Raw genomic sequence first — 23,838 nt, 5'->3', positions numbered from 1 at the left:
GAGGAAAAGAAAATGACAGACAAGACAAAAAGTTCGTTGGCTTATTGGAAAAAAATCGTTATTTTACTATGTATGGGCTGGGTAACAATCTGGATTTATCGTTCCGCGCTTTCTCCCGTTTATCCACAAATTCGTGCGTCTCTAAATGGTAACGCTTCCGATACGGCCCTAGGGTCCATTTCTAGCTTTTATTTTCTCGGTTACGTAGTCATGCAGATTCCTGCAGGCTTCTTGGTAGACAAGATTGGGAAAAAACGTGTATTAATTCCAGGCTTTATCTTGTTTGCGCTGGCAGCATTACTGATTGCCCAAGCCCAAACGATTGGAACAATTTACTTAGGTAGCTTATTGGCAGGCTTAGGATGTGGTTCTTTCTATGGCTCGGCTTACTCGTTGACGTCGCAAAACATTCCTCAAGCCAAAAAAAGTTTTGCAACAGCTATTGTCAACAGTGGTTCAGCCGTTGGTTCAGGTTTAGGGATGATTTTATCTAGTTATTTAGTTGCCCAAAAAGGATTGCCTTGGCAAGTGATGATGTACATTTCCGCCTTTATGATTATTTGTATGTTAGTGGCTTTTCAAGTGATTATTCGCAATCATAAAGAAGACATGGCCTTGATTCAGCCAACCGTTGTTGATGAAAAAGATAACGGAGCGGTAAAAGAAAAAGTGCCCTTTAAAAAACTGTTTGCGCCACATATGCTATTTGCGTATATTTTATATTTTGGCACTTGTTATGCATATTATATGATTGTGACTTGGTTACCTAATTTTTTAAGTACCGAACGTGGTTTCCAAGGAGCGGCGATAGGATTATCCTCTTCGCTGGTCGCATTTGCCTCTATTCCAGGAGCGTTATTTTTTAGTCGGTTGGCGGATAAGTACATGCATAAAAAAGTTCAATTCATCGTTGTTTTAGAATTTTTAGCAACAGCCATGCTCTTGTTAACTGTACAAGTAAGTAATGCGACGTTGTTATTAATTGCTTTAATTATGTATGGGTTCTTAGGAAAATTAGCTGTAGAACCGATTATTATTTCTTGGCTAGGTGAAAATGCACCAAAAATTGGAATTGGCACTACTTTGGGCGTGTTTAACTTTTTCGGCATGATGTCATCTGTGATCGCCCCAGCTTTGACTGGGAAAATTTCAGACACAACGGGTTCGAAAGTCATGGGCTTTTATATCGCCGTCGTGATTTTACTAATTGGCACGATTCTTTTTATGCTTGTCAATTTAAAAAAACGCGGGGCAGATTCGTCTAATAAATAAAAAAACAACGCAAACTTATCTTTCGTTGAATAAGTTTGCGTTGTTTTACTTTTTGACAATCATATTAATCGCTTGTGCTAATCGCTCTTCTTGTTCTTTAGGATCTTTTTCAGGATTTTCAAAGCAATGCTTTAAATTCTCCGCAACAATCATCCCCATTACGCGATCAATACTAGAACGGACCGCACTCAACTGAGTGATAACATCGATACACTCTTTTTCTTCATCAATCATTTTTTGAATCCCGCGAATTTGGCCTTCTGTGCGGCGTAAACGATTCAGCACTTTCTTTTTTTCTTCAGTCATTTTGCCCCTCCTTAAGAGTAGTGATTGGTTTAAAATATACCTACACGAGGTATTTTTGTCAACTATCTTTTCTTTGAATCTAAAAATGGCAGAAATCTCTTCAGTTGACAAGTCTAACTTTTTCATGTTAAATATACCCCATAAGGTATATAAGAGAAGGAGAAAAAGATGTTATTTCAATTGTTTAAAAAAACGCCAAGTATTTCAGCAAAGGAATTGCAGTCACGTTTATCTAAAGAGATAACGTTATTAGATGTCCGAACACCTAGCGAATACCGCGCAGGGCATATTCCACAAGCGATTAATGTCCCACTTAACAAAATTCCCGCCTACAACAAATCCGCTAACGAAGTCTATGTGATTTGCCAGTCCGGCATGCGCAGCAAAAATGCGGCCAAAATTTTAGCGAGAAAAAACTATCACGTGATTAACGTTCGTGGTGGGATGTCCCAATGGTTTGGTCAAATTAAAGGAGGAAAATAAATGAAAATTGTAATTATCGGAGGCGTGGCTGGTGGCATGTCAGCAGCGACACGTTTACGTCGCTTAATGGAAGATGCTGAAATTGTTGTCATGGAAAAAGGCCCTTTTGTTTCATTTGCAAACTGTGGTTTGCCTTACTACGTTTCTGGCGAAATCGCAGAAAGAGAGCAACTGCTTGTTCAAACACCCGAAGCGTTAAAGGCACGGTTTAATTTAGATGTTCGTCCTCACCATGAAGTGGTGGCTATTGATCCAATAGAAAAAGTGATCACAGTGAAACATGAAACAGAAATTTTAACAGAACACTATGACAAATTAATTTTATCACCAGGGGCGAAACCTTTTGTGCCACCAATTACAGGATTGGCAGAAGCCAAAAATGTTTTTTCATTAAGAAATGTTCCTGATTTAGATCAAATTATGACAGCCTTGACACCAGAAACAAAACGAGCCGTCGTGATTGGCGCAGGCTTCATTGGCTTGGAAATGGCAGAAAACTTGCAAAAAAGCGGATTAGAAGTCACTCTCGTGGAAAAAGCGCCTCATGTTTTACCGCCATTAGACGAAGAAATGGCCGCTTTTGTCAAAGCTGAATTAAGCAAAAACAATGTTCAAGTAATTACGGGACAATCTGCGGTTGCTTTTGAAGAAGAAGGGCAAGTGATTCGCTTAGAAGACGGTCAAACATTAGCTTCTGATTTAACCATTTTGTCGGTGGGGGTCCAACCAGAAAATACCTTAGCAGTTGAAGCAGGTGTAGCAACTGGTTTACGTGGCGGTATTGTTGTTGATGAACGCTATCAAACGAATCAACCCGATATTTATGCGGTTGGGGATGCTATTGTAGTGAAACAACAAATCACTCAAGAAGATGCGCTGATTTCTTTAGCTTCTCCTGCCAATCGCCAAGGACGTCAAGTAGCGGATGTGATTGCTGGGTTAGAGAGAAAAAATCAAGGAAGCATTGGGACCGCCATTGTGCGAGTCTTTGATTTAACCGCTGCTTCAACTGGTTTAAGCGAACGGGCTGCTAAAGCTGCTGGACTAACAACAGCTGTTGTGCATATCAGTGGAAAAGACCATGCGGGGTATTATCCTGGCGCAACAGATCTTCAGTTAAAATTAGTTTTCCACCCTACGACAGGGGAAATTTATGGCGCACAAGGAATTGGGGCCAAGGGCGTAGATAAGCGGATTGATATTCTTGCGACCGCTATTAAAGGACAGTTAACTATTTTTGATTTGCCTGAATTAGAGTTTACCTATGCGCCGCCGTTTGGTTCAGCGAAAGATCCCGTGAACATGTTAGGTTATGCAGCGATGAACCTTGTAGAAGGATTGAGTGAAAACGTTCAATGGCATGAGTTATCCAACGAATTAGCTAAGGGGGCTGTTTTATTAGATGTCCGTAATCCCGCCGAACGAGCCAATGGTCAATTTAAAAATGCTGTCTCTATTCCTTTAAATGAGTTAAGAGAACGTTTGGAGGAATTAGACAAGTCAACGGAGTACATTGTTAGTTGTCACAGCGGTTTGCGTAGTTATATTGCAGAACGGATGCTAAAACAAGCAGGCATCTCAGCCAAAAATTTAGATGGTGCTTTTGCGCTATATCGAATGGTAAAACCGGAGGAACTAGAAAATGTATAACACGATTGGCATGCCTGAATTTTATCAGGAAGCAAAACGAAAAAAATTACCGATTATTGATGTACGAGAAGAAATGGAATACCAACTGGGGCATGTCCCCCAGGCCATCAACTTACCTTTAAGTACTTTAACCGAAAATTATCAGCAATTAGATAAAAACCAACCCTATTATCTGATTTGTCAAATGGGATCGCGCTCCGCACAAGCGTGTGCGTTTCTCAGTCAACAAGGGTATCAAGTAACCAATGTTCTAGGTGGTACATCTGGCTGGTTGGGTCAATTAGAACAATAAAATAACAAAAAACGTTTATCCTTTTACACAGGATAAACGTTTTTTTGTTAGATAAAGATGTGTCAAAACTGTAAGAGGAATGATAGGAAGATGAAGGGACCAGTTTTTTTATTCATTATATACTAAATAAAATGACAAACTCGTCAACAGAAATCAAGGAGGAACAAATAAATGAAAAAGTCAGGCCAGAAGAAGCGAAATAAAAAAGTGTGGTTCGGTATTGGTGCCGCAGTGGTCGTCGTCGGATTTATCGGAGCAAAAACAGTTTTTTCTTCAAAAGAAGTTGAACCTGAATACACAACGTATACCATTACAGAAATGGCCTCATTAAAATTAGATGGTCAAGTGAGTTTTCTAGATACTCGGGATATTTTCTTTGATCCTTCTTTAGGAAAAATTGCCGAAATAAATGTTGAAAATGGTAAAGAAGTCAAGAAAGATAGTCCATTGTTAACGTACAATAACTCAGACATCCAAGCCACAGAAACAGAACAAGCGAATGCCGTTAATCGGAACAATCTTCAAGTTCAACAAGCACAAGAGAACGTTAACTTAGCCACTCAAAAATACAATGAAGCGTTAAACAAAGTTGCTGCAGCCAAGCAAAAATTAAACACCGCAAAAGAGGCTGAAGAGAAAGAAACACTAAATGCGGAAATTCAGCAATTGAATGAAGCCGTTAGTGCTGCGAATAGTGAAGTCGCCCAAGCTAATCAAGCCCTTCAATTAGCCAACAGTGATGCCGTCGGAGCAGCAAACACGCTTGAACAAACACGTGGCAAAGTTAACACAGTCGTTACAGCACCAATTGATGGCCAAGTCACTGTCGATGCTAGTGCCATGAGTAGTACCGACAAACCAGTCATTAAAATTGCAACACAAAAGAAAAATATTCAAGGAAAAGTAACCGAATATGATTACGATAAATTACAGACAGGGGAAGAAGTAACAGTGACGACCGTTGGTTCAGGCAAATCAGCGCCAGGCAAAATTGTTTCCATTGCGCAAACCCCAATAGCTAAAAATGAAGGCAATCCAGTAGTGAGTTATCAATTTACAGTAGAAGGTGATTTTCCTTGGGCAGAAGGCTTGTCTACTAGTATCGCTGTGCCACAAAAGCAAATGATTATACCGACAGCAGCAATCCAAAAAGAAGGCGAAAAAGAATTTGTCTATGTTTACAAAGCGGGCAAAGCGAAAAAAACACCGATTGAAACAGAAACAAATTTAGGTCGTAAAGTTGTCAAAAGTGGCTTGAATTGGAAAGACCAAGTGATTGCCAATCCCAATAAAGAATTAAAAGATAATCAAGATGTTCAGGTAGCTGCCAATGATTAAGCTATCCCATATTCATAAATATTATTATTCCGAAGAAGAAACACTGCATGTGTTAGATGATATTAACCTCCAAGTAGACGCTGGAGAATTTTTAGCGATTATGGGTCCTTCTGGTTCTGGGAAATCGACTTTGATTAATTTGCTAGGCTTTATTGATAAAAAGTTTGAAGGAACGTATTTATTTGAAGACCGTGAAATTGGCGACTTTTCTGATAAGGAACTATCCCGAATTAGAAATGAAGCAGTCGGCTTTGTCTTTCAGAATTTTAGTTTAATTGAAACACTAACAGTTGAAGAAAACATTGAATTACCTCTTTTATATAGTGGGTTAACCCCAAAAGAAGCCAAAGATCGTGTCCACGAAGTTCTGACAAAAGTCGGCTTGCCAGATAAAGGCAAGAAGCATCCAAAACAGCTTTCGGGCGGACAACAACAACGTGTGGCTATTGCGCGTGCGATTGTCAATCGGCCAAGTTTTATTATTGCAGATGAACCAACTGGGGCTTTAGATAGTAAAACATCGGAAGAAATTTTAACGCTCTTTCAGCAATTAAACAATGAAGGTGTCACCATTATTTTAGTGACACATGATGAAGAAACAATTGAATACTGCAATCGTTTGATTAAAGTTCGTGATGGAAAGATTTTAGAGGAGGTGCTGACATGAAACGTTCAATTATTTGGAAAACCGCCTTCCGTTCCATTTTGAAAAATAAGCGACGCAGCTTGTTAACGATGCTAGGGATTGTCATCGGGATCGCTTCGGTGATTACCATCGTGGCTATCGGTAACGGCTTTAAAGAAGACATGGTCGATAAATTATCTGCTGAAAAACAAAAAGAAAATGTGAAAAAGATTTCTTTTTCGGCCTACAACACTTCGGATATGTTTAGTGACCAAGCGATGTTTACTGACAATGATTTAGGGGTCGTGCGCATGATTCCTGGCGTAGAAAAAATTGATTTTGATCAAAGAGAAGTTGATGGCGCCCAAAAAGGTACACTGAATTTTCAAGCAGGACCGAAAAATCTTTCTGTAACCTATGAACTTGCCGACAAAACCACCAAAGAATTGTTGGCGGGACGCCAACTGAATGATGGAGACAATGCAAAACTGGATAAAACAGTGGTGGTGGATGAACTGGTTGCCAAAGAACTCTACCAAGACCCAACTGCAGCAGTTAATCGAACTTTTCCGTATAAAGATCAACTTTTTACCATTGTTGGCGTGACAACCAATACCAGCGGTGCCATTGGTCCAGGTAATGATGACTCATTGCTTTATTTTCCCAAAAAGACCTATGAACATTATTTCGGCAAGCTAAAAGATACATCTACGTTGAAGCTAACAGTAGCACCTGGCTATCAACCAGATCAAGTATTGAAAGAAACAATAAAAACTCTCTCTCAACAAGGAACCATGAAAAACAGCGGGACGTATCAAGAATATAATGTTAAAGATACCATCAAAGAAATGGGCTCTTTATTAAATAATTTAACCTTGTTTATTTCCGCAATTGCGGCCATTTCACTGGTAATTGCTGGGGTCGGCGTTATGAATATGATGTACATTTCGGTTTCAGAACGGATTAAGGAAATTGGTATCCGACGTGCATTGGGCGGGACAGCCAGTGATATTAAAAAGCAATTCTTAACAGAAGGAATTGCCTTGACCTTAATCGGCGGAATTACTGGTTATCTTTTAGGAATGATTATTGCCTACTTAGCATCAATGGCACTACCGTTTTCTGTTCGTCCAGATTTAATGACCGTTTCATTAGCCATCGGGATTTCTGTCTTTATCGGGGTTGTATTTAGCTATTTCCCTGCCTCGGCAGCTTCGAAAAAAGACTTGATCGATATTATGAAATAAATACAAACAGCAAAAAAACAGCCACTTTTGGCTGTTTTTTTTAGTGAAAGTAGAAAAAAATCCAAAGATTTCAAGAGAAAATAGCTGACAAACGTCAAAAGGTTGATATTAGCTACCAACCTTTTGACGTTTGTCAGCTAAATAAAAAGAAAAAAATTGAAAAAATAGCACGTTGAGGATTAAATAACAAATATTTTTTAAATAAGACTATTAGAAAGCCTTTATAAATCAGGGATTATAGGAATGACTGTTAATGACTGATTTGCTTGTAAATTTCTAAATTTTAATTCGAAAAAATTCCAGTATACTAAATATATCAAAACAAAACACGAAAATTGAGAAAATTTTGAACTAAAAAAGAATTAAGGAGGAATCAAGAATGAAAATAATGGTCATCACAAAAAATATTTTATCAGAAACTGCTTTTCAAAACCACTTACAGCATTTAGATCACCAAGTTTTTTGTACGACGTGTTTGATTGGTGAAATTAAGGAAAGTCATTTGTTTTATCGAAAATTTGATGCAATCATTCTCAGCGAAACGATTCCTCGCAAAGAACAATATTTATATCTAAAGGAATTAGCCAGAGTTAAAACGCCGTTGTTTCTTCGCTCGGAAGACATTCCTACCTCGGAAGAATTGAGCATTAGCTATCAATATGGCATTCTCAATTGGTTACGATTGGATGCGACTTTGGATACATTAAGAGAAAATCTCCTTTTGGCAGAATTAAATAAACCCATCCAACGAGAAGATGAAAAGTTAGATGTAGAGGGAATAAAGCTAACAGCCACAGAACGTGCACTACTGGCTGTCTTGTATAGTACGCCAAAAGAACACTTACCAATGGAACGCCTTTGTAAATTAATATATGACACAGAAGAAACAGCCAATAATCGAAAAAAAATGACCAAACAGCTGACAAAATTAAATAAAAAAATTCAAGTAGGGGGCTTTAAAAAACAAGGTATCCAAAATACACGGTATAAAGGCTACAAACTGCATCCGCAGTTGCTTCCTTACATTGGCGAATTATTTACTTAAAATAAAGAAACTCTTGACGAATGAAAATCACCATCACAGGATGACCCCTAAAAACCATGCTATACTAATAAGGAATAGTATAGGAGGTGGGTCTGTATGAAAGACGGACTATATTGGGTACAACAATTAAAAGAACAGAAAGTAAGTCACACAGAACTCTTAAAGGATATTGAGAAAAAAGTCCAAAAGTTAAATCCAAAGATCAATGGCTTTGTAACCTTTGACAGCCAAGAAGCAGAAGCAACTTATCAAAAAAATAAACAGCAGGACACACTATTTGCTGGTTTGCCATTTCCTTTGAAAATGTTAGGCCAAGAAAAAGCGGGGTGGTCGGCAACGGCCGGCTCGCAACTTTTTAAAAATAGTACTGCAACAACGACCTCTAACTTTGTCAAACAAGCAGAAACGATTGGTTTGATGCCCTTAGGACAAACCAACGCCCCAGAGTTTGGCTTTAAAAATATTACGGATCCTGCGCTTTACGGGCCAGCCCGCAATCCTTGGAACCTGGAACATTCGCCAGGCGGTTCCAGTGGCGGCGCTGCCGCAGTTGTCGCTAGCGGGATTGTACCTATCGTCGGCGCTAGTGATGGCGGTGGCTCCATCCGAATTCCCGCCTCTTTTAGTGGCTTAATTGGCTTAAAACCTAGCCGTGGCTCCATGCCTGTCGGCCCAGAAGGCTGGCGGGGCTGGCAAGGTGCCTCGATTGACTTTGCGTTGACTATTTCTATGAGAGACACCAAAGCATTATTTTATGGCCTACGTGGTAGCCACAGTGGCGCCCCCTACCAAGCGCCCTTGGCAGAATGGCAAACACACCCTAAAAAACAACGGCTAAAAATTGCTCTGTGTACCGCTTCGCCTATCGGCTCACTGATTTCGCCAGAAGCAACACAAGCGGCGAAACAAGCGGCTGATTTTCTGGCAGCAGCTGGTCATGAAATCATTGAGATTCCTTATCCAGTCGATGGTGCAGCGCTGATTCGCTCCTATTATCAAATGAACGGCGCAGAAACTACAGCGATGATGAATAGCATTCAACAGGGGCTCGGGCGCCCAATTCGTAAAGAAGAAATCGAACCTTTTTCATGGACCATGCATCAATTTGGCCAAAAGATTCCAGCAGCCACCTATGTTCATTCATTACAGTTGTGGGATCAAGCAGCAGTAACGATGGAAGAACTTTTTCAAAAATTTGATCTGTTTTTATCCCCAACAACGGCTTTTTCAGCACCAAAAATTAACGAAGATTTGCAAAGTGAGCACATTCGTCAACGAATGGCGCAAGCAGCAGAATTAACAGAAGCAGAGCTAGCTGAATTAATCTATGATTATTTTGATAAAAGTTTACAGCTAACACCGTATACTCAACTAGCTAACTTGACAGGACAACCAGCCATCAGCTTGCCCACACATGTGACAGCAACGGGGTTACCCTTAGGCATTCAATTGCTGGCTGCACGTGGACGTGAAGATCTCTTATTCCAAGTAGGCGAACAGTTTGAGCAAGAAGGCAAATTTAAATTACCAAAAAGTTACCGCTAAATAGGGTGTTATTGTGACCAAATTTCAGATAAAATAGACACAAGACAAAAAACTGAGGTGGAAAAATGCTGTACGTAGTGAGACATGGTGAAACAGATTATAATGTGGCCCGTAGAATTTGTGGTCATGCGGAAGCGCAATTGACCGAAAAAGGCTATCAACAAGCGGAATTGGTAGCTGAAAAAATTGCCAAACAAGGAATTCAAATCGACCGTTTACTGGCGTCCCCTTTAAAACGGGCGCAAGAAACAGCCCGTAAAATTGCGGAACGAAATCAATTGACGATTGAAACAGAACCTCGTTTAATTGAGATGAATTTTGGCATTTATGATGGTGAACCGATTGAAACAACGGCTTTCCAAGAAAATCGTTCTGAGATTTCCTTGCCGTTTCCAGAAGGGGAATCAGTCCTAGATGTCGCGGGTCGAATTTATCCCCTGATTGAGGAAGCCTTGGCTTCAGAGGAAACTTACCTATTTGTTTGCCACAATGCGGTCATGCGAGTCATTGATAACTACTTCAATGGTAAAAAAATCCAAGATTTCTTGGACTTTCATTGTGAAAATACACAACTTGTACAATACGGAGAATAAAAATCAAGTCTTTAATCTTTTGGTTAAAGACTTGATTTTTTTTATGGTAAATAAGAAACCGCTTCCGTTTTAATGTATAATAAATTAACTTTTGGATCAAAAAAGAAATGGGGAAAAGACTATGAGAATTGATAATATTCATCAAGCGTTAAAACAGTTTCACGTACAAAATCCAAGTAGCAAAGAAACCTTGTTGCCCGCAACGGCTTCGCAATTAAGTCAGACCTCTGGCTATACCCGAACCGCTGTTAGTGAAGAGCTTTCAGAATTAGTGAGAAAAGACCAAGTCGTTAAAGTTAAATCTAGACCAGTGTTATTTTTTGATAAAGACTACTTAGAGGAACAGTTTCCTTTTTTTAAAAGTAGCACGTGCTACGATTCCCTCGCTTCGCTGCAAGAGGACATTTATCAACATGCAGAACAGATACATAAGAAAAAGCAGCTACTGAAAATGAATCCATTTGCGAACGTAATTGGTTTTGATGGGAGCTTAGCAGACGCCATCAAGAAGTTGAAAGCCGCTATTTTATATCCGCCTAATGGCTTGAATATTTTACTTACTGGAGAATCTGGGGTGGGGAAAACCTTAATTGCAGAACAATTACACCAATTTTATCAAGTTAAAATGAACCAAGAAGTCCCGTTTATTTATTTTAATTGTGCAGAATATTTCAACAATCCAGAATTATTAACTTCGCATCTGTTTGGCTATAAAAAAGGCAGTTTCACTGGTGCCGTCAATGACCAAAAAGGTTTAGTGGAGTTGGCAGATGGCGGTTTTTTATTTTTAGATGAAGTCCATCGATTAACGAGCGAAGGCCAAGAAAAATTGTTTACAGTTTTGGATAAAGGGTATTTTACACGGATGGGTGAAGCCGAAAAACAAAGAAATGTATCGATAAAATTTATTTTTGCAACAACCGAAGCCGTCAATCAACATTTTTTGAAAACGTTTTTAAGAAGGATCCCTGTGACATTAGCCATTCCAGCTTTAGCCGAGCGCTCTTTGAAAGAAAAAATTCAATTGATTTTGTCCTTTTTCTTAGAAGAAAGTCAACGGATTCAAAAGAATATCCATATTCGTTATGAGGCGTTGAAACAATTAACGTTTACTCATTTTGAAGCCAACGTTGGCGAATTGAAAGCGGCGATTCAATTTATGAGCGCACAAGCCTATTTAGAAGTATTCGATCAATTAACGGAAACTATTTGCATTGAAGCAAACGAGGGGACAGTCAAAGAGCAACCTGATGTAGAAAGTCTGCTGGCTTTTAATGAGTGGATACCTAACGATGGCCTCACGATTCAATACAACCATTTTTATTTAAGCAGTCAAGAGTTACTCAAATCGGAAAGTCTGAAAAATGATCGTTTTTATAATTTTCTATTGAAAGAATATGCGGATTTGAAAAAATTAACTCTTTCGACAGAGGATGCGCTAGCAATCATGCAAAACAAAGTCGAGCAACTTTATGATATGGACATTTTTGCTCAAGAACCGCTAGCCTTAGAGGCCATTGACGAAACATTGCAGCCAAAAATTCAAGAAGCCATTGTCTTTTTTGAACAATTAATCCAAGAAAAATTGACAGAGGATTTCCAGAATATTTTAATTGTCCACCTTTATTCTGCTGTTTTTTATTCTGCACAAATGAATGAAACATTTTATTCAGATACCAAAAATATCTATTCTGGCAAAGTAACCCAGTATCAAGCTGCTAAGACCATGGTGGACTTTCTACAAACATTGTTTGGGATTTCTTTTGCTGATACGGAAATCCTCTTTTTTGATCTATTTATTCGTAAAGTCACAGCTAAAAAAAGAGCGCACTCAGTTGAAGAAAACTGTGGCGTTATCGTCGTTGCTCATGGTACCGCGACGGCCAGCAGTATGGTTGAGTACACCAACCTTCTGTTTTCAACAACGGTCATGCGTGCAGTTGATATGCCGATTAATCAATCCGTGGAAGAAACATTAGAAAAAGTCCGTACAATTGTAAAGCAAAATCAGTATAAAAAAATTATTTTAATGGTGGACATCGGTTCCTTGGTTTACTTTGGTAATGCTATCAGTCAAACGTTTCAAATGGAAGTGCTGCTAATTAGCAATATCAATCTCTTAACATTGCTAGAAGTGGCCCGAGAAGTCATTTATGAATCGACGGCGTTTGAGTATCTATTACCAGTCTTAAAAGAAAAAAATCATCGCGCCTTGATTTGCAGTAAAGGTCGCTTCAACGAGGCAAAAGTTCTCATTATTTCCTGTCTAACTGGCATGGGGACTGCTATTAAAATTGAACAGTTGTTACTAAAAACTTTTCCCAATGAATTACTAACGAATGTACGCATCATTACTTTAGAGAAAAGAGAAGTGGAAGACATTGATCGCTTGCATTCTTTTATTCGGAAAGAAGAGAAAATCGTTGGCATCATTGGCACCGTAAAGACAGAAGTGCCAGATATTCCGTTTATTTCTTTACAAGATTTACTATCGAAGCGGGGCATTCAGCTAGTTTTCGAATTATTAGGCCATCATTTAGAAGAAAAACAAAACCAAGAGTTACTAAAAAAAGTTTCAGCTAAATATATTCAAGGATTATCAATCGAAGCTATTACAGACTTACTAACGGTTTTGAATCCGACAACCATTTCAATCGAATTAGCTAAGATTTATTCAGACATTTGCTTGCAAACCAAAATAAAAAGTAACGAAAAGATTTTACTTCGTTTTATCATTCATTGTGCCTGTATGTTAGAACGGCAATTGTTGAATCCAGAATATGACCCGACAGCTTATGAAGTGTCATACCGAGAGTTGCCAGAAGCAGTATCTGTCATAAAAATGGCGTTTCGACCGCTTGAAGTGTCCTATAATCTGTTGATTCCACCTTTGGAAGTGCGCTATATTTATGAATTGCTCTTTGAAAAGGCTTAATTCAAACGGAAATGAAAGTTGGCACACTTATTGCTTTTAATAAAATGATTAATTAGCAAAGGAGTTTGTTTATGGAAAATGAACCAATTTTACTTTTAACACACAATGGTTGGGGCTTGGAATTAGTCAAAAGCGTCCAGATGATTGTTGGAGAAGTCACAAATGTACATGAAGTAGCATTACAAGCAGAGGATTCACTGGGGGATTATTTAGAACGAGTCACAGAAAAAATTGACCAGTTAACGTGGCACAACCAGTTGCTAATTTTAACAGATGTTAAAGGCGGCACACCTAGTAACGTTGCATTACGTTTATCAAAAGATTATGACCTCCTGATTGTGTCCGGATTATGCACATCGTTATTATTAGAATCCGTCATGAAACAAAGTGGTCCTGGGTTTCGTTTACAAGACGCAGAAATGATTCAACAAGCAGCAGTAGACAGTTGTCAAATTTTAGAAATTCCAAAATAAGAAAGTACAGGTGAACAGAATGTCAAAAATCGTATTAACAAGAGTCGATAGCCGTTTAATCCATGGACAAGTAGTGACTAAATGGTTACAACAATCAGGTGCAAATGAAATTTTGGTAGTGAGTGATGAACTAGAGCAAGATGAATTTTTACAAAGTATTTATTTAATGGCGGCGCCTCCAGGGGTTTCTGTAGTAATTAAAGGGATTGAAAGTGCCAAAGAATATTGGGAATCGCAAGAAAAGGAAGAGAAAAAGGTGTTATTTTTAGTGCCAGATTTAACGACCTTAAAAGCGATGGTGGACCAAGAAATTATTAAAGAGGAGATTCAAGTTGGTGGCTTAGGTGGCGGACCAAATCGGAAAAATGTTTTAAAAAATATCAATTTATCTGAAGAAGATGTTGCAATTTTGACTGAACTTTTAACGAAGGGCATCCATGTTTTCTTCCAAGCGATTCCCGAAGAAAATCCCCTACCAATTCAAAAATTAATTGAAAAATATCAATCACTATAATCAGAGAAAAAGGAGAGAATCATATGGGCGTTTTAGGTGTTTCAATTATTATGGGACTTTATTATTGGTTTGCACGTTTGCGTTTTGGGTACACATTTTCAGGCATGCTGTCTCAGCCATTAGGCGCAGCGTTGGTGGCTGGTTCAGCAACAGGAAAACTTAGTGAAGCAATGGTTGTGGGGGCGGGGATTCAACTTGTTTATCTCGGAGTCACCTCCACACCGGGTGGCAATGTGCCTAGTGATCCGGCTTTAGCTTCAGCAATTGCGATTCCAATTGCTTTAGGTGTGGGAATGAATGCCGAGGCGGCTGTTGCACTAGCTGTTCCTTTTGGTGTGTTAGGCGTCTTTATGGATCAATTACGGCGGACCATCAATGCGACGTGGGTGCATATGGCTGATAAATATGCAGAAGAGTTAAATTATGGGGGGATTTACCGAGCTGCGTTTGTTTATCCAGCTTTAGCGGGATTTTTAATTCGCTTTCCTTTGGTTTTTGCGGCGAACTTTTTTGGTCAATCCGTGGTGAATAAAGTCTTAGAAGTTATCCCAGCATGGTTGATGCACGGCTTTGAAGTAATGGGTGGTATTTTACCAGCGTTAGGATTCGCCTTAACAATTATGGTAATTGGCAAGAAAAATTTGATTCCTTATTTTTTAATCGGTTTTGTTGCAGTAGTATATTTTGGCGCAGAAGTTATGGCCGTCGCTATTTTAGGAATCTGTATTGCCTTTTTAGTTAGAAACAAGGCATTGAGTGAGGAGGCAGCATAATGGAACAAATGACACAAGCAAATGAACAACAATTGGAACAGAAAAAAATTACTAAAAAAGAATTATCCAAAGCCTTTTGGATTTATCAACTAGGCTGTGAATTATCAAATTCTTATGAACGTCTTCAAAGTTTAGTTTTTTGTGCATCGATGATTCCTGCAATTAAAAAACTTTACGCAGACGATGAAGAACAACAAAGAGAAGCTCTGAAACGTCATTTGAATTTTTTTAATACTGAAGGAACAGTAGGGGCTTCAATTCAAGGGATTGCAATTGCTATGGAGGAAGAAAAATCCAATGGCGCAGCGATCTCTGATACGGCGATCACATCGATTAAAACTGGGCTGATGGGTCCGCTGGCTGGGATTGGCGATTCAATTATTTGGGCAGCATTAATGCCGTTAATCATTTCCATTTTTATTCCAATGGCTAAAGGAGGTAACGTGATTGGAAGTATCGGTCCGTTGGTTCTGTACACAGCCATTACGTTATACATCAGTTGGACGTTAGTGAATAAGTCCTATACATTAGGGCGTAATTCAATCTTAAGTTTGTTAAAAGACGGCAAAATTAAGCAAGTCATTTATTCAGCAAATGTTTTAGGAATGATGATGATGGGCGCTTTAAGTGCGAGTTATGTTAAAATTGCTAGCCCGATGACGTTTAAAGTTACTGGCGGTGCCACGATTGTTTTACAAGATATCCTAGATCAAATTATGAAAGGGTTGCTTCCTTTAGCAGCAGTCATGGCTATTTATTTCTTCATGGTAAAAAAAGGCCCACGTTACGGTATCATTATCGGCACGATTGTCTTAGTTAGTTTGGTCACTTCATTCTTTGGTTTGTTATAAAGGAGAAAATAATGAATAGTTACGAAAAATTCCACTTAAAAGAAGTCATTAATGCTTCTGGGAAAATGACCATTCTAGGTGTCTCCAAAGTTTCGGAGGCAGTCCTAGCAGCGCAACGATTCGGCGGCGAACATTTCTTTGAAATGAGTGAACTTAGTGTGCAAACAGGGGCCTTTTTAGCCAACTTGTTGAAGGTAGAAGATGCCCAAATCGTTTCCTCGGCTTCGGCGGGGATTGCCCAATCGGTGGCTGCCCTGATTGGAAAAGGCAGCTTGTACCACGCATATCATCCCTATACAGAAAAAATTGAACAGCGAGAGATTGTTTTACCTAAAGGGCACAATGTGGACTATGGCACGCCTGTAGAAGTCATGGTAGCGCAAGGCGGCGGCCAAGTGGTGGAAGCTGGCTACGCCAACATGTGCAGTCCAGAACACGTGGAAATGATGATTTCCGAAAAAACAGCGGCCATTCTATACATCAAAAGCCATCATACCGTGCAAAAAAGTATGCTGACGGTGGCCGAAGCGGCCAAAGTGGCGCAACGCCACAAGGTGCCGCTAATTGTTGACGCGGCAGCAGAAGAAGATCTTTTCAAATACACCGAAGCAGGTGCTGATTTGGTGATTTACAGCGGCGCCAAAGCCATTGAAGGGCCAAGTGCTGGTTTAGTGGTCGGGAAAAAAGAATACATTGACTGGGTGCGCCTACAAGGCAAAGGCATTGGTCGAGCAATGAAAATTGGCAAAGACAATATCCTGGGCTTTACGCAAGCAGTGGAAGAATACTTGGCACATGGCAGTGAATCAGGGGCTTCGATGCAAGAGCGCTTAAAACCGTTTGTTGAAGCCATCAACAACCTGTCAGATTTAACCGCTAAAATCGTCCAAGATGGCGCTGGCCGAGATATTTATCGCGCCAGTGTCAAAGTGGACGGCAGAAAAACCGCTAAGGAAGTCATCCAAGCATTAAAAGCAGAAAGTCCAGCCATTTATACGCGAGAATATCAAGCCAACAATGGCATCATTGAATTTGACATTCGTTCTGTCAATCAAGAAGAAATGAACAAAATCGTGCAACGATTACAAGAAATTATGGAGACAAAGGAGAAATAAGCCATGTCATTAAAACCTAATTATTTAGAAGAACGCATTTGTTTAAACGTCTTAGCCAATTCAGTAGAAAATGCCCAAGCCTGTTATGAAGCAGCAGAAGGGCATGTTGTGTTAGGCGTCCTTTCAAAAAACTATGAAACCGATGAAGCAGCCATTGACGATATGAAAAAATACCAAGCAGCAACCAACAACGCTTTATCTGTCGGTTTAGGAGCTGGTGATCCAAATCAAAGTCAAATGGTGGCTCGCTTATCAGAAGTTTTACAACCGCAACACGTGAACCAAGTCTTCACAGGTGTCGGCGCTTCGCGGGCCTTACTTCGTCAAGACGAAACAGTGATTAATGGCTTGGTTTCACCCACAGGCAAAGTTGGCTATGTCAACATTGCGACAGGTCCGTTAAGCTCTGGTGCGCCAGCGGCGGAAGTGCCTATCGAAACCGCCATCAAATTGTTGAAAGACATGGGGGGCAGTTCCATTAAATATTTCCCGATGAAAGGCTTGGCTCACAAAGAAGAATACCAAGCAGTAGCAGCAGCTTGTGCCAAGTATGACTTTTATTTAGAACCAACAGGGGGCATTGATTTAGAAAACTTTGAAGAAATTGTTCAAATTGCGGTGGATGCCGGCGTTAAAAAAATCATTCCTCATGTTTACAGCTCAATTATCGATCAAGAAACAGGGGACACTAGAACAGAAGACGTGAAAACGTTACTAACCATGATGAAAAACACATTGAATAAGTAAAGGGCCAATCTTTAGTTGACTTTCTCCGCCAGATTTGCTACTCTCAAGTGGAGAATAAATAAAAACCAACAAATGAATGTGGGGTATTTTGGTGAGTGTCGTAGGTATCTAATTGATAAGTTGAATAACCAGTGAACCAAGCAAGGTTTATTTGGTGTGCTTAGAAAGTGATACCTGTCAGTCATCTCAATTACTAAATACCTCTTTTAAAAGAGGTTTCTTTAGTAACCTTTATCCAATGATAAAGAGGACAGCGGTAGAACGCTGTCCTCTTTTTTCTGTAGAAACTGGTTTTTATTTAAAGGCGCCAGGTATTCTTTTCGTGATAGAAAGGAAGAAAAAACAAATGAATCATGAAACCATTCAAAAATTACAATTTACAACAATTCTTAAAGAAGTTCAAACACGTGCGATTGGCGAGTATAGTAAAGAACGGTTGGCGAAAATGGTCCCTGCAACACGTTTAGAAACAGTGCAGTCCCGCTTAACGGAAACAACCGAGGCCCGCTTAATTATTGATAGCGGACAACACGTCCCTTTCATGGGCTTGAGCCAAATTACCCGCTTGCTTCAACAAGTGAAAAAAGGCTTAATCCTTACACCAAACGAATTGATTGAGGTGGCTGACTTTTTAAGAAGTAGTCAGCGAATCCAGAAGTTTTTTGAAAAAAATCAATACCAAACACCACGCCTATTTAGTTACAGTCAGCACTTAGCTGATTTCAGAGCAATCGAAGAACAAATTTATACGAAAATCCATAACCAAAAAGTTGTCACCGATGCTTCCCGTCAACTTCGAAAAATTCGGCGTCAAATCAATGAATGCCAACAAGAAATTGAAACAAAAGTCACCAAATTTTTACGCAATAAAAATAATCAACTGTATATTCAAGAAAATATGATGGTGAAAAAAGGGGAACATTACACGGTACCAATCAAAGCTAGCTATAAAAATAAGGTTTCAGGCACAATCATTGAGCAATCCAATAAAGGACAAACGGTCTTTATTGAACCTGTAGCAATTAGTAAATTAAATGAACAATTGACACTCTTAAAAGCGGAAGAAACAGCGGAAGAATATCAAATTTTGGCAGAACTAACTGGGTTAATTAATGAGCAAGAACGACTTGTCGATCAAGCCGTCGATACAATGACCACCTTAGATATTATTTTTGCACGAGGAAAGTATAGTCGCGAAATTGGTGGGATTACGCCAAAAGTAAACAAAGAAGAACGCTTGCGCATTGTTCAAGGAAAACACCCTCTTTTATTAGAACACGCAGTACCATTGACGTTTTCTTTAGGAGCAGAGTATCGAGGACTTGTCATTACAGGTGCCAATGCTGGTGGTAAAACGGTTGTCTTGAAAACGGTGGGCTTATTGACTGTCATGACACAATTTGGGTTGCAAATTCCAGCACAAGCGGGCACAGAGATTCCAGTATTAGATGAAATTTTTGTCGATATTGGTGATCAGCAAAATCTGGAAAATGCGTTAAGCACTTTTTCTGGGCACATGAAAAATATTGCGGAAATGTTGCGTAATGTTAAGCGACACACACTTGTTTTATTAGATGAAATTGGCAGTGGCACCGAGCCAAACGAAGGAGCTGGCTTAGCGATTGCGATCATGGAAACGATGTATCAAAAGGGGGCCTTGGTAGTTGCGACGACCCATTATGGTGAAATTAAACGTTTTGCCCAAGAACATGATGATTTTGTGCCCGCCGCAATGGCCTTCGATCGTGAAACATTAACGCCCAAATATCAATTGAAAATTGGTGAAGTTGGCGATAGTCAGGCGCTTTGGATTGCACGTAAAATGAAGATGGAGCCACAGCTCATTGAAAAGGCGGCTCATTATATTCAGCGGAAAGAATACCCTACTAATCGAAGTCTATTTAAACCCCTGAAAGCAAAAGAAACGACCTTTGCCACGTTTGTAGAAGAAACACACCGTTATCAAAAAGGTGATCGTGTCCTATTGACAGAAACACAACAAATTGGGTTGGTTTTTACAGATGAGGGTGAACAAGAAATCCAAGTATTTGTGAATGATAAAATTGAAAATGTACCACGAAGACGGTTGAAATTACAAGCGAAAGCACAAGATCTATATCCGCAAGACTATGATTTAGAAAGTTTATTTACAGATTTCCATGAACGAAAGAAACTCAAAGATATTGAACGCGGCTCAAAAAAAGCGCAGAAACAATTACGCAAAGAGGCCGAAAAAAGAGCAGCAAGACGCGACAAATAAGGAACTTAACAGAAGCAATACAACAACTTAACACTTTGTTTACTTGTTATTTATCAGAAATCAACTAAGACTTGTTATAGTCAATGTATGGGTAGATATGAAGGAGGAAACAAGGAAATGAAGAAAAGAGCTTTGCTAGGGGTTACCTTATTAACATTCACAACATTAGCGGGTTGTACAAATTTATCTGAACAGAAAAGCGGCGAAAAACAAACAGAGGTTGCTGAAGCGAAGGCAACTGAATCTGAAAAAGCACCAGTAAAAAATGTTATTTTTATGATTGGAGATGGCATGGGGAATCCGTATACAACGGGCTATCGCTATTTCAAAGCCAATCACTCAGACAAGCGTGTTCCCCAAACAGCTTTTGATACCTATTTAGTCGGACAGCAAGCCACTTATCCAGAAGATGAAGAAGAGAATGTCACCGATTCAGCATCCGCAGCGACAGCGATGGCTGCCGGAGTAAAAACCTATAATAATGCTATAGCACTCGATAATGACAAGTCCAAAACAGAAACAGTGCTGGAACGTGCGAAAAAAGTGGGGAAATCAACGGGGCTTGTAGCAACATCTGAAATAACACATGCAACCCCTGCTGCATATGGCGCACATAATGTTTCACGCAAAAATATGGCAGAAATCGCCGATGACTATTTTGATGATCAAATCGACGGACAACACAAAGTCGATGTGTTACTTGGCGGCGGCTCCGAATTATTTGCGCGGAAAGATCGTGATTTAGTCAAAGAATTTTCCCAAGCGGGTTATGGTCATGTCACAGACAAAAAGTCGTTAAATGAGAACCAAGACGACAAAATTTTAGGCTTGTTTGCACCAGGCGGGCTACCTAAAATGATTGACCGAACGGAAGAAGTTCCTTCATTAGCTGATATGACAGAAGCGGCTCTTCAACGTTTAGATAAAAATGAAAAAGGCTTCTTTTTAATGGTTGAAGGTAGCCAAATTGATTGGGCCGGGCATAGCAATGATATTGTTGGCGCGATGAGCGAAATGCAAGATTTCGAAGCGGCGTTTGAAAAGGCTATCGATTTTGCCAAAAAAGATGGTGAAACATTGGTGGTTACAACTGCAGATCATTCAACAGGTGGCTTGTCTTTAGGCAAAGGAGATCAATACAACTGGTTGACGGAGCCTTTACATGCGGCAAAACGCACGCCTGATTTCATGGCAGAAGAAATTATTAAAAATGGTAATGTGGAAAAAACAGTGACTGAGTATATTGATTTTCAATTAAGTGAGGCTGAATTGAAAGCAGTGAAAACAGCTGCGGAGTCAAAAGATGTTGAAAAAATCGCTCAGGCATTAAGAAAGATTTTTGATGAACGTTCGAATACTGGTTGGACTACTGGTGGACACACAGGAGAAGATGTAAATGTCTATGCTTATGGCCCGCAAGCAGAAGCTTTTTCAGGACAAATTGATAATACAGACCAAGCGAAGATTATTTTTGGCTTAGTAGATGGCACCGGGCAAAAAGCTGAGATTAAAGACAAAGGTATTGGCAAATAACAAAATGAAGAAAAAGCAGAACGTATAGAAGTTCTGCTTTTTCTTCATTGAAGGCATAAAAATTTTATCTCTGTTATAATGAAGGTAACCAGATAAAAGTGAGGTCAAATAATGAAAAAAATGCATGTTGAAAGTGAATTTGCACCGTTGCGTTCAGTTGTTTTAGCACAATCGCAATTTTGTTTACCAGATAAATTTGATGAAGCGGATACGACTTTTTTAACAGAGGAAAATGCCCGTTTAACACAGAATAATGAAGGGCGTGATTTAGCAGACTTTGCACCAGAACAACAAGTGCGTTGGGAAAAAGAAAAAGAAGTCATGCAAGGAGTATTAGAATCTTATGGCGTAGAAGTATTTCGTCCACGTTTATTGACAACCTATGAAAAAGAACATGGCAAGGAATTGGGCGTAGGATATAGTAACTTCTTTTCACGAGACCCTTTTTTTACAATTGGCAATCTCTTAATAGAAGGAAACTTAAGATTTCAACACCGTCGACAAGAAATTTTACCAATTCGTCCGATTATTCAGCAGTGGACACAAGAAGCAGAAGGCTATTATTTTGCTGCGCCACAACCTGACATTTCTGAAGGGGCTTTAAGTGAAGCAGGTCCCTTTATTGAAGGCGGCGATGTTTTAGTTTTAGGAAAAACAATTTTTGTGGGCTACTCTGGCTTGGCAAGTAACCTAGCAGGAATTCAGTGGTTAGCCAATATGATTGGTCATTTTGGTTATGAAGTGGTGCCGGTTCGGTTACATCCGCATATTCTCCACTTAGATTGTGCGTTAAGCTTGTTGAGAGAAGGCTTGATGATTGTTTGTGAAGAGGCCTTTTTGGATGGACTTCCTGCGCAATTAGCAAACTGGGAAAAAATTCACGTTACTTTGGAAGAAGCAGCGTATTTAGTGACAAATGGTCTACCGCTTAACGAAGAAACGTATATAACGGACCAATCGTTTACAACCTTAATTCCTCAAATAGAAGCAAAAGGTATCAAAGTTGAGGCAATTGATTACCATGTTTCTAGAATGTTAGGTGGTTCTTTCCGTTGTACAACGCAAGCGTTGATTAGAGAATAGTCAGCGAGTGATTATCAATTTTCGTAAGAAAAAATGTACGTTTTGTCTATGAAAACGATATAATTTTAGTTTTCACTATTTTTTTTTAAAATATTGAGGAAATTTTGATTTAATAAATGCGAGAAAACGTCAAAATGTTAGTGTTCATTACTAATGTTTTGACGTTTTCTCGCTGTTTTTTTATAAAATTACCACTTTATAAATGGGGAAAAACAATATCTCTTTTGAAAATTACGTTTTCAAAGACACGAAAAGTCGTTGGAACCGTGATGTTATAGTAAATTCATTTTTTTTGCATGAGGTGTTTAAAATTTGAAATCACAAGCAGTCTTTTTTTCGCTATACTTAGTTTACGTTCTACTGAGATAGAAAAGTTTTTCACTTTTTTATTCATTAATCAACCAAGATAATAAAGGAGAGAGTAAAATGAAGAAAAAAACATTGGTAACTTTATTTGCAGGAACGGCAATTTTAGGGGCAAGCATCGCTCCTGCAGCAGCACATGCAACAACGACTGGTACAACACCAGCAAACGTAGAGATGACAAGTGGTTCATTGCCAGGTGGTAATGGTGATGGAGATGACGGAAGCACACAAGAACCAGAACCAGGCTCGAATACAAATTTTGATTTGTTATATGTTCCAACAGAGTTCAAATTTGCTTCGACAGAAGTTAGTTCTGATTTATCAGCGATTTCATTAGATGCAAATGGTACACAAACAAAACGTTATGCGGTCGGGGATGTTCGTGGAACACAAGCTGGTTGGTCAGTTACTGCAGGCGTTGCTGAAATGAAAAATGGTACTGCTACTTTAGAAGGTTCAATTACCTTTGCGCAAACAGGTGCGGTAGCTAAATACGATGAAACAGCAAAAACATACTCACGTGATGTGGCTGCCTTTGCAGCAGACCCAGGAAGCCCTGAATTTGCTGGAACAACTATTCCAGTAGGTGGAGCAGCTGTATCAATTGCTACAGCAGCAGTTGGTAAAGGTCAAGGTACATGGGATTCTGAATTATCAAATGTAAAATTAAACATTACAACACCTAGTTCAAAAATTACAAATGGTGCGTATACAGGTAACGTAACTTGGACATTAGTGGCTGCGCCATAAACAGTTACTAACGAGAATACTGCATTACTAGAAAAGGAGCTG

At 39.3% G+C, this 23,838-nt stretch carries 22 protein-coding genes; 21 read left to right on the top strand and 1 reads right to left on the bottom strand.

From position 1 onward, the window contains the following. The first annotated feature begins 12 nt into the window (after positions 1-12). The gene (locus IGL86_RS11500; RefSeq protein WP_002368361.1) at positions 13-1,272 is read left to right on the top strand and encodes an MFS transporter; all 1,260 of its coding nucleotides are present in this window, start codon (positions 13-15) and stop codon (positions 1,270-1,272) included. 45 nt (positions 1,273-1,317) lie between these two features. On the opposite strand, the gene IGL86_RS11495 is transcribed toward IGL86_RS11500, so the two are convergent. Next, on the bottom strand, positions 1,318-1,578 hold the full coding sequence (locus tag IGL86_RS11495; RefSeq protein WP_002355063.1) for a metal-sensitive transcriptional regulator: 261 nt from the start codon (positions 1,576-1,578) through the stop codon (positions 1,318-1,320). Positions 1,579-1,746: 168 nt separating this feature from the next. Between IGL86_RS11495 and IGL86_RS11490 the strand changes: the two genes are divergently transcribed. From IGL86_RS11490 to IGL86_RS11395, 20 genes are all read left to right on the top strand, one after another. Beyond that, complete coding sequence (locus IGL86_RS11490) at positions 1,747-2,061, top strand: rhodanese-like domain-containing protein (RefSeq protein WP_252671583.1); 315 nt, start codon at positions 1,747-1,749, stop codon at positions 2,059-2,061. Next, complete coding sequence (locus IGL86_RS11485; RefSeq protein WP_033625278.1) at positions 2,062-3,711, top strand: FAD-dependent oxidoreductase; 1,650 nt, start codon at positions 2,062-2,064, stop codon at positions 3,709-3,711. It begins immediately after the preceding gene. Beyond that, positions 3,704-4,003: a rhodanese-like domain-containing protein gene (locus IGL86_RS11480; protein ID WP_002355066.1), complete on the top strand. Its 300-nt coding sequence runs from the start codon at positions 3,704-3,706 to the stop codon at positions 4,001-4,003. Before IGL86_RS11485 ends, IGL86_RS11480 begins: the two co-directional genes overlap by 8 nt. A 171-nt stretch (positions 4,004-4,174) precedes the next feature. Continuing rightward, positions 4,175-5,341 carry an efflux RND transporter periplasmic adaptor subunit gene (locus IGL86_RS11475; RefSeq protein WP_002361088.1) on the top strand — a complete coding sequence of 389 codons (1,167 nt, stop codon included), beginning with the start codon at positions 4,175-4,177 and terminating at the stop codon, positions 5,339-5,341. Then, complete coding sequence (locus tag IGL86_RS11470; protein WP_002367351.1) at positions 5,334-6,008, top strand: ABC transporter ATP-binding protein; 675 nt, start codon at positions 5,334-5,336, stop codon at positions 6,006-6,008. Before IGL86_RS11475 ends, IGL86_RS11470 begins: the two co-directional genes overlap by 8 nt. Further along, positions 6,005-7,213 carry an ABC transporter permease gene (locus IGL86_RS11465; protein ID WP_033625280.1) on the top strand — a complete coding sequence of 403 codons (1,209 nt, stop codon included), beginning with the start codon at positions 6,005-6,007 and terminating at the stop codon, positions 7,211-7,213. The genes IGL86_RS11470 and IGL86_RS11465 overlap by 4 nt, the downstream gene beginning before the upstream one ends. A 379-nt stretch (positions 7,214-7,592) precedes the next feature. Beyond that, positions 7,593-8,258: a helix-turn-helix domain-containing protein gene (locus IGL86_RS11460; protein WP_033625282.1), complete on the top strand. Its 666-nt coding sequence runs from the start codon at positions 7,593-7,595 to the stop codon at positions 8,256-8,258. A gap of 96 nt (positions 8,259-8,354) precedes the next feature. Further along, positions 8,355-9,803: an amidase gene (locus tag IGL86_RS11455; RefSeq protein ID WP_085443308.1), complete on the top strand. Its 1,449-nt coding sequence runs from the start codon at positions 8,355-8,357 to the stop codon at positions 9,801-9,803. 65 nt (positions 9,804-9,868) lie between these two features. Continuing rightward, on the top strand, positions 9,869-10,396 hold the full coding sequence (locus tag IGL86_RS11450; protein WP_002359138.1) for a histidine phosphatase family protein: 528 nt from the start codon (positions 9,869-9,871) through the stop codon (positions 10,394-10,396). Between the two features lie 121 nt (positions 10,397-10,517). Continuing rightward, the gene (locus IGL86_RS11445) at positions 10,518-13,331 is read left to right on the top strand and encodes a sigma 54-interacting transcriptional regulator (RefSeq protein WP_033625578.1); all 2,814 of its coding nucleotides are present in this window, start codon (positions 10,518-10,520) and stop codon (positions 13,329-13,331) included. Between the two features lie 71 nt (positions 13,332-13,402). Further along, complete coding sequence (locus IGL86_RS11440; protein ID WP_002365282.1) at positions 13,403-13,804, top strand: PTS sugar transporter subunit IIA; 402 nt, start codon at positions 13,403-13,405, stop codon at positions 13,802-13,804. A 19-nt stretch (positions 13,805-13,823) separates the two neighbouring features. Further along, the gene (locus IGL86_RS11435) at positions 13,824-14,318 is read left to right on the top strand and encodes a PTS system mannose/fructose/N-acetylgalactosamine-transporter subunit IIB (protein ID WP_002355078.1); all 495 of its coding nucleotides are present in this window, start codon (positions 13,824-13,826) and stop codon (positions 14,316-14,318) included. Positions 14,319-14,341: 23 nt separating this feature from the next. Continuing rightward, positions 14,342-15,091 carry a PTS mannose/fructose/sorbose/N-acetylgalactosamine transporter subunit IIC gene (locus IGL86_RS11430; protein ID WP_033625579.1) on the top strand — a complete coding sequence of 250 codons (750 nt, stop codon included), beginning with the start codon at positions 14,342-14,344 and terminating at the stop codon, positions 15,089-15,091. Then, the gene (locus IGL86_RS11425) at positions 15,091-15,942 is read left to right on the top strand and encodes a PTS system mannose/fructose/sorbose family transporter subunit IID (RefSeq protein ID WP_002359140.1); all 852 of its coding nucleotides are present in this window, start codon (positions 15,091-15,093) and stop codon (positions 15,940-15,942) included. The genes IGL86_RS11430 and IGL86_RS11425 overlap by 1 nt, the downstream gene beginning before the upstream one ends. Positions 15,943-15,953: 11 nt before the next feature. Next, positions 15,954-17,057, top strand: coding sequence for a DgaE family pyridoxal phosphate-dependent ammonia lyase (locus tag IGL86_RS11420; protein WP_430605607.1), 1,104 nt, complete (start codon positions 15,954-15,956; stop codon positions 17,055-17,057). A 3-nt stretch (positions 17,058-17,060) separates the two neighbouring features. Next, a complete protein-coding gene (gene dagF, locus IGL86_RS11415; protein ID WP_002361094.1) occupies positions 17,061-17,804 on the top strand; it encodes a 2-dehydro-3-deoxy-phosphogluconate aldolase in 744 nt (247 codons plus the stop codon). A 346-nt stretch (positions 17,805-18,150) separates the two neighbouring features. Further along, complete coding sequence (locus tag IGL86_RS11410; RefSeq protein WP_425268170.1) at positions 18,151-20,064, top strand: endonuclease MutS2; 1,914 nt, start codon at positions 18,151-18,153, stop codon at positions 20,062-20,064. Positions 20,065-20,151: 87 nt separating this feature from the next. Continuing rightward, entirely contained in the window at positions 20,152-21,597 is a 1,446-nt protein-coding gene (locus IGL86_RS11405) for an alkaline phosphatase (RefSeq protein WP_002381148.1), read from the top strand. 111 nt (positions 21,598-21,708) lie between these two features. Continuing rightward, a complete protein-coding gene (locus tag IGL86_RS11400; protein WP_033625807.1) occupies positions 21,709-22,680 on the top strand; it encodes a dimethylarginine dimethylaminohydrolase family protein in 972 nt (323 codons plus the stop codon). A 426-nt stretch (positions 22,681-23,106) separates the two neighbouring features. Further along, complete coding sequence (locus IGL86_RS11395) at positions 23,107-23,796, top strand: WxL domain-containing protein (RefSeq protein ID WP_010713776.1); 690 nt, start codon at positions 23,107-23,109, stop codon at positions 23,794-23,796. Positions 23,797-23,838: the final 42 nt, after the last annotated feature.

Source organism: Enterococcus sp. DIV0774 (assembly GCF_050539095.1).
Classification (GTDB): domain Bacteria; phylum Bacillota; class Bacilli; order Lactobacillales; family Enterococcaceae; genus Enterococcus; species Enterococcus faecalis.
Note: the sequence above shows the minus strand (reverse complement) of the source record. Positions and strands in the feature narration are given on the sequence as shown.

Bases quoted from the DNA above. Each gene is read 5' to 3' on its own strand.
- IGL86_RS11495 (WP_002355063.1), bottom strand. From the start codon at position 1,578: ATGACTGAAGAAAAAAAGAAAGTGCTGAATCGTTTACGCCGCACAGAA.
- IGL86_RS11470 (WP_002367351.1), top strand. From the start codon at position 5,334: ATGATTAAGCTATCCCATATTCATAAATATTATTATTCCGAAGAAGAA.
- IGL86_RS11475 (WP_002361088.1), top strand. From the start codon at position 4,175: ATGAAAAAGTCAGGCCAGAAGAAGCGAAATAAAAAAGTGTGGTTCGGT.
- IGL86_RS11435 (WP_002355078.1), top strand. From the start codon at position 13,824: ATGTCAAAAATCGTATTAACAAGAGTCGATAGCCGTTTAATCCATGGA.
- IGL86_RS11410 (WP_425268170.1), top strand. From the start codon at position 18,151: ATGAATCATGAAACCATTCAAAAATTACAATTTACAACAATTCTTAAA.
- IGL86_RS11425 (WP_002359140.1), top strand. From the start codon at position 15,091: ATGGAACAAATGACACAAGCAAATGAACAACAATTGGAACAGAAAAAA.
- IGL86_RS11445 (WP_033625578.1), top strand. From the start codon at position 10,518: ATGAGAATTGATAATATTCATCAAGCGTTAAAACAGTTTCACGTACAA.
- IGL86_RS11485 (WP_033625278.1), top strand. From the start codon at position 2,062: ATGAAAATTGTAATTATCGGAGGCGTGGCTGGTGGCATGTCAGCAGCG.
- IGL86_RS11455 (WP_085443308.1), top strand. From the start codon at position 8,355: ATGAAAGACGGACTATATTGGGTACAACAATTAAAAGAACAGAAAGTA.
- IGL86_RS11465 (WP_033625280.1), top strand. From the start codon at position 6,005: ATGAAACGTTCAATTATTTGGAAAACCGCCTTCCGTTCCATTTTGAAA.
- IGL86_RS11480 (WP_002355066.1), top strand. From the start codon at position 3,704: ATGTATAACACGATTGGCATGCCTGAATTTTATCAGGAAGCAAAACGA.
- IGL86_RS11440 (WP_002365282.1), top strand. From the start codon at position 13,403: ATGGAAAATGAACCAATTTTACTTTTAACACACAATGGTTGGGGCTTG.
- IGL86_RS11490 (WP_252671583.1), top strand. From the start codon at position 1,747: ATGTTATTTCAATTGTTTAAAAAAACGCCAAGTATTTCAGCAAAGGAA.
- IGL86_RS11405 (WP_002381148.1), top strand. From the start codon at position 20,152: ATGGGTAGATATGAAGGAGGAAACAAGGAAATGAAGAAAAGAGCTTTG.
- IGL86_RS11500 (WP_002368361.1), top strand. From the start codon at position 13: ATGACAGACAAGACAAAAAGTTCGTTGGCTTATTGGAAAAAAATCGTT.
- IGL86_RS11420 (WP_430605607.1), top strand. From the start codon at position 15,954: ATGAATAGTTACGAAAAATTCCACTTAAAAGAAGTCATTAATGCTTCT.
- IGL86_RS11400 (WP_033625807.1), top strand. From the start codon at position 21,709: ATGAAAAAAATGCATGTTGAAAGTGAATTTGCACCGTTGCGTTCAGTT.
- IGL86_RS11460 (WP_033625282.1), top strand. From the start codon at position 7,593: ATGAAAATAATGGTCATCACAAAAAATATTTTATCAGAAACTGCTTTT.
- IGL86_RS11395 (WP_010713776.1), top strand. From the start codon at position 23,107: ATGAAGAAAAAAACATTGGTAACTTTATTTGCAGGAACGGCAATTTTA.
- IGL86_RS11430 (WP_033625579.1), top strand. From the start codon at position 14,342: ATGGGCGTTTTAGGTGTTTCAATTATTATGGGACTTTATTATTGGTTT.
- dagF (WP_002361094.1), top strand. From the start codon at position 17,061: ATGTCATTAAAACCTAATTATTTAGAAGAACGCATTTGTTTAAACGTC.
- IGL86_RS11450 (WP_002359138.1), top strand. From the start codon at position 9,869: ATGCTGTACGTAGTGAGACATGGTGAAACAGATTATAATGTGGCCCGT.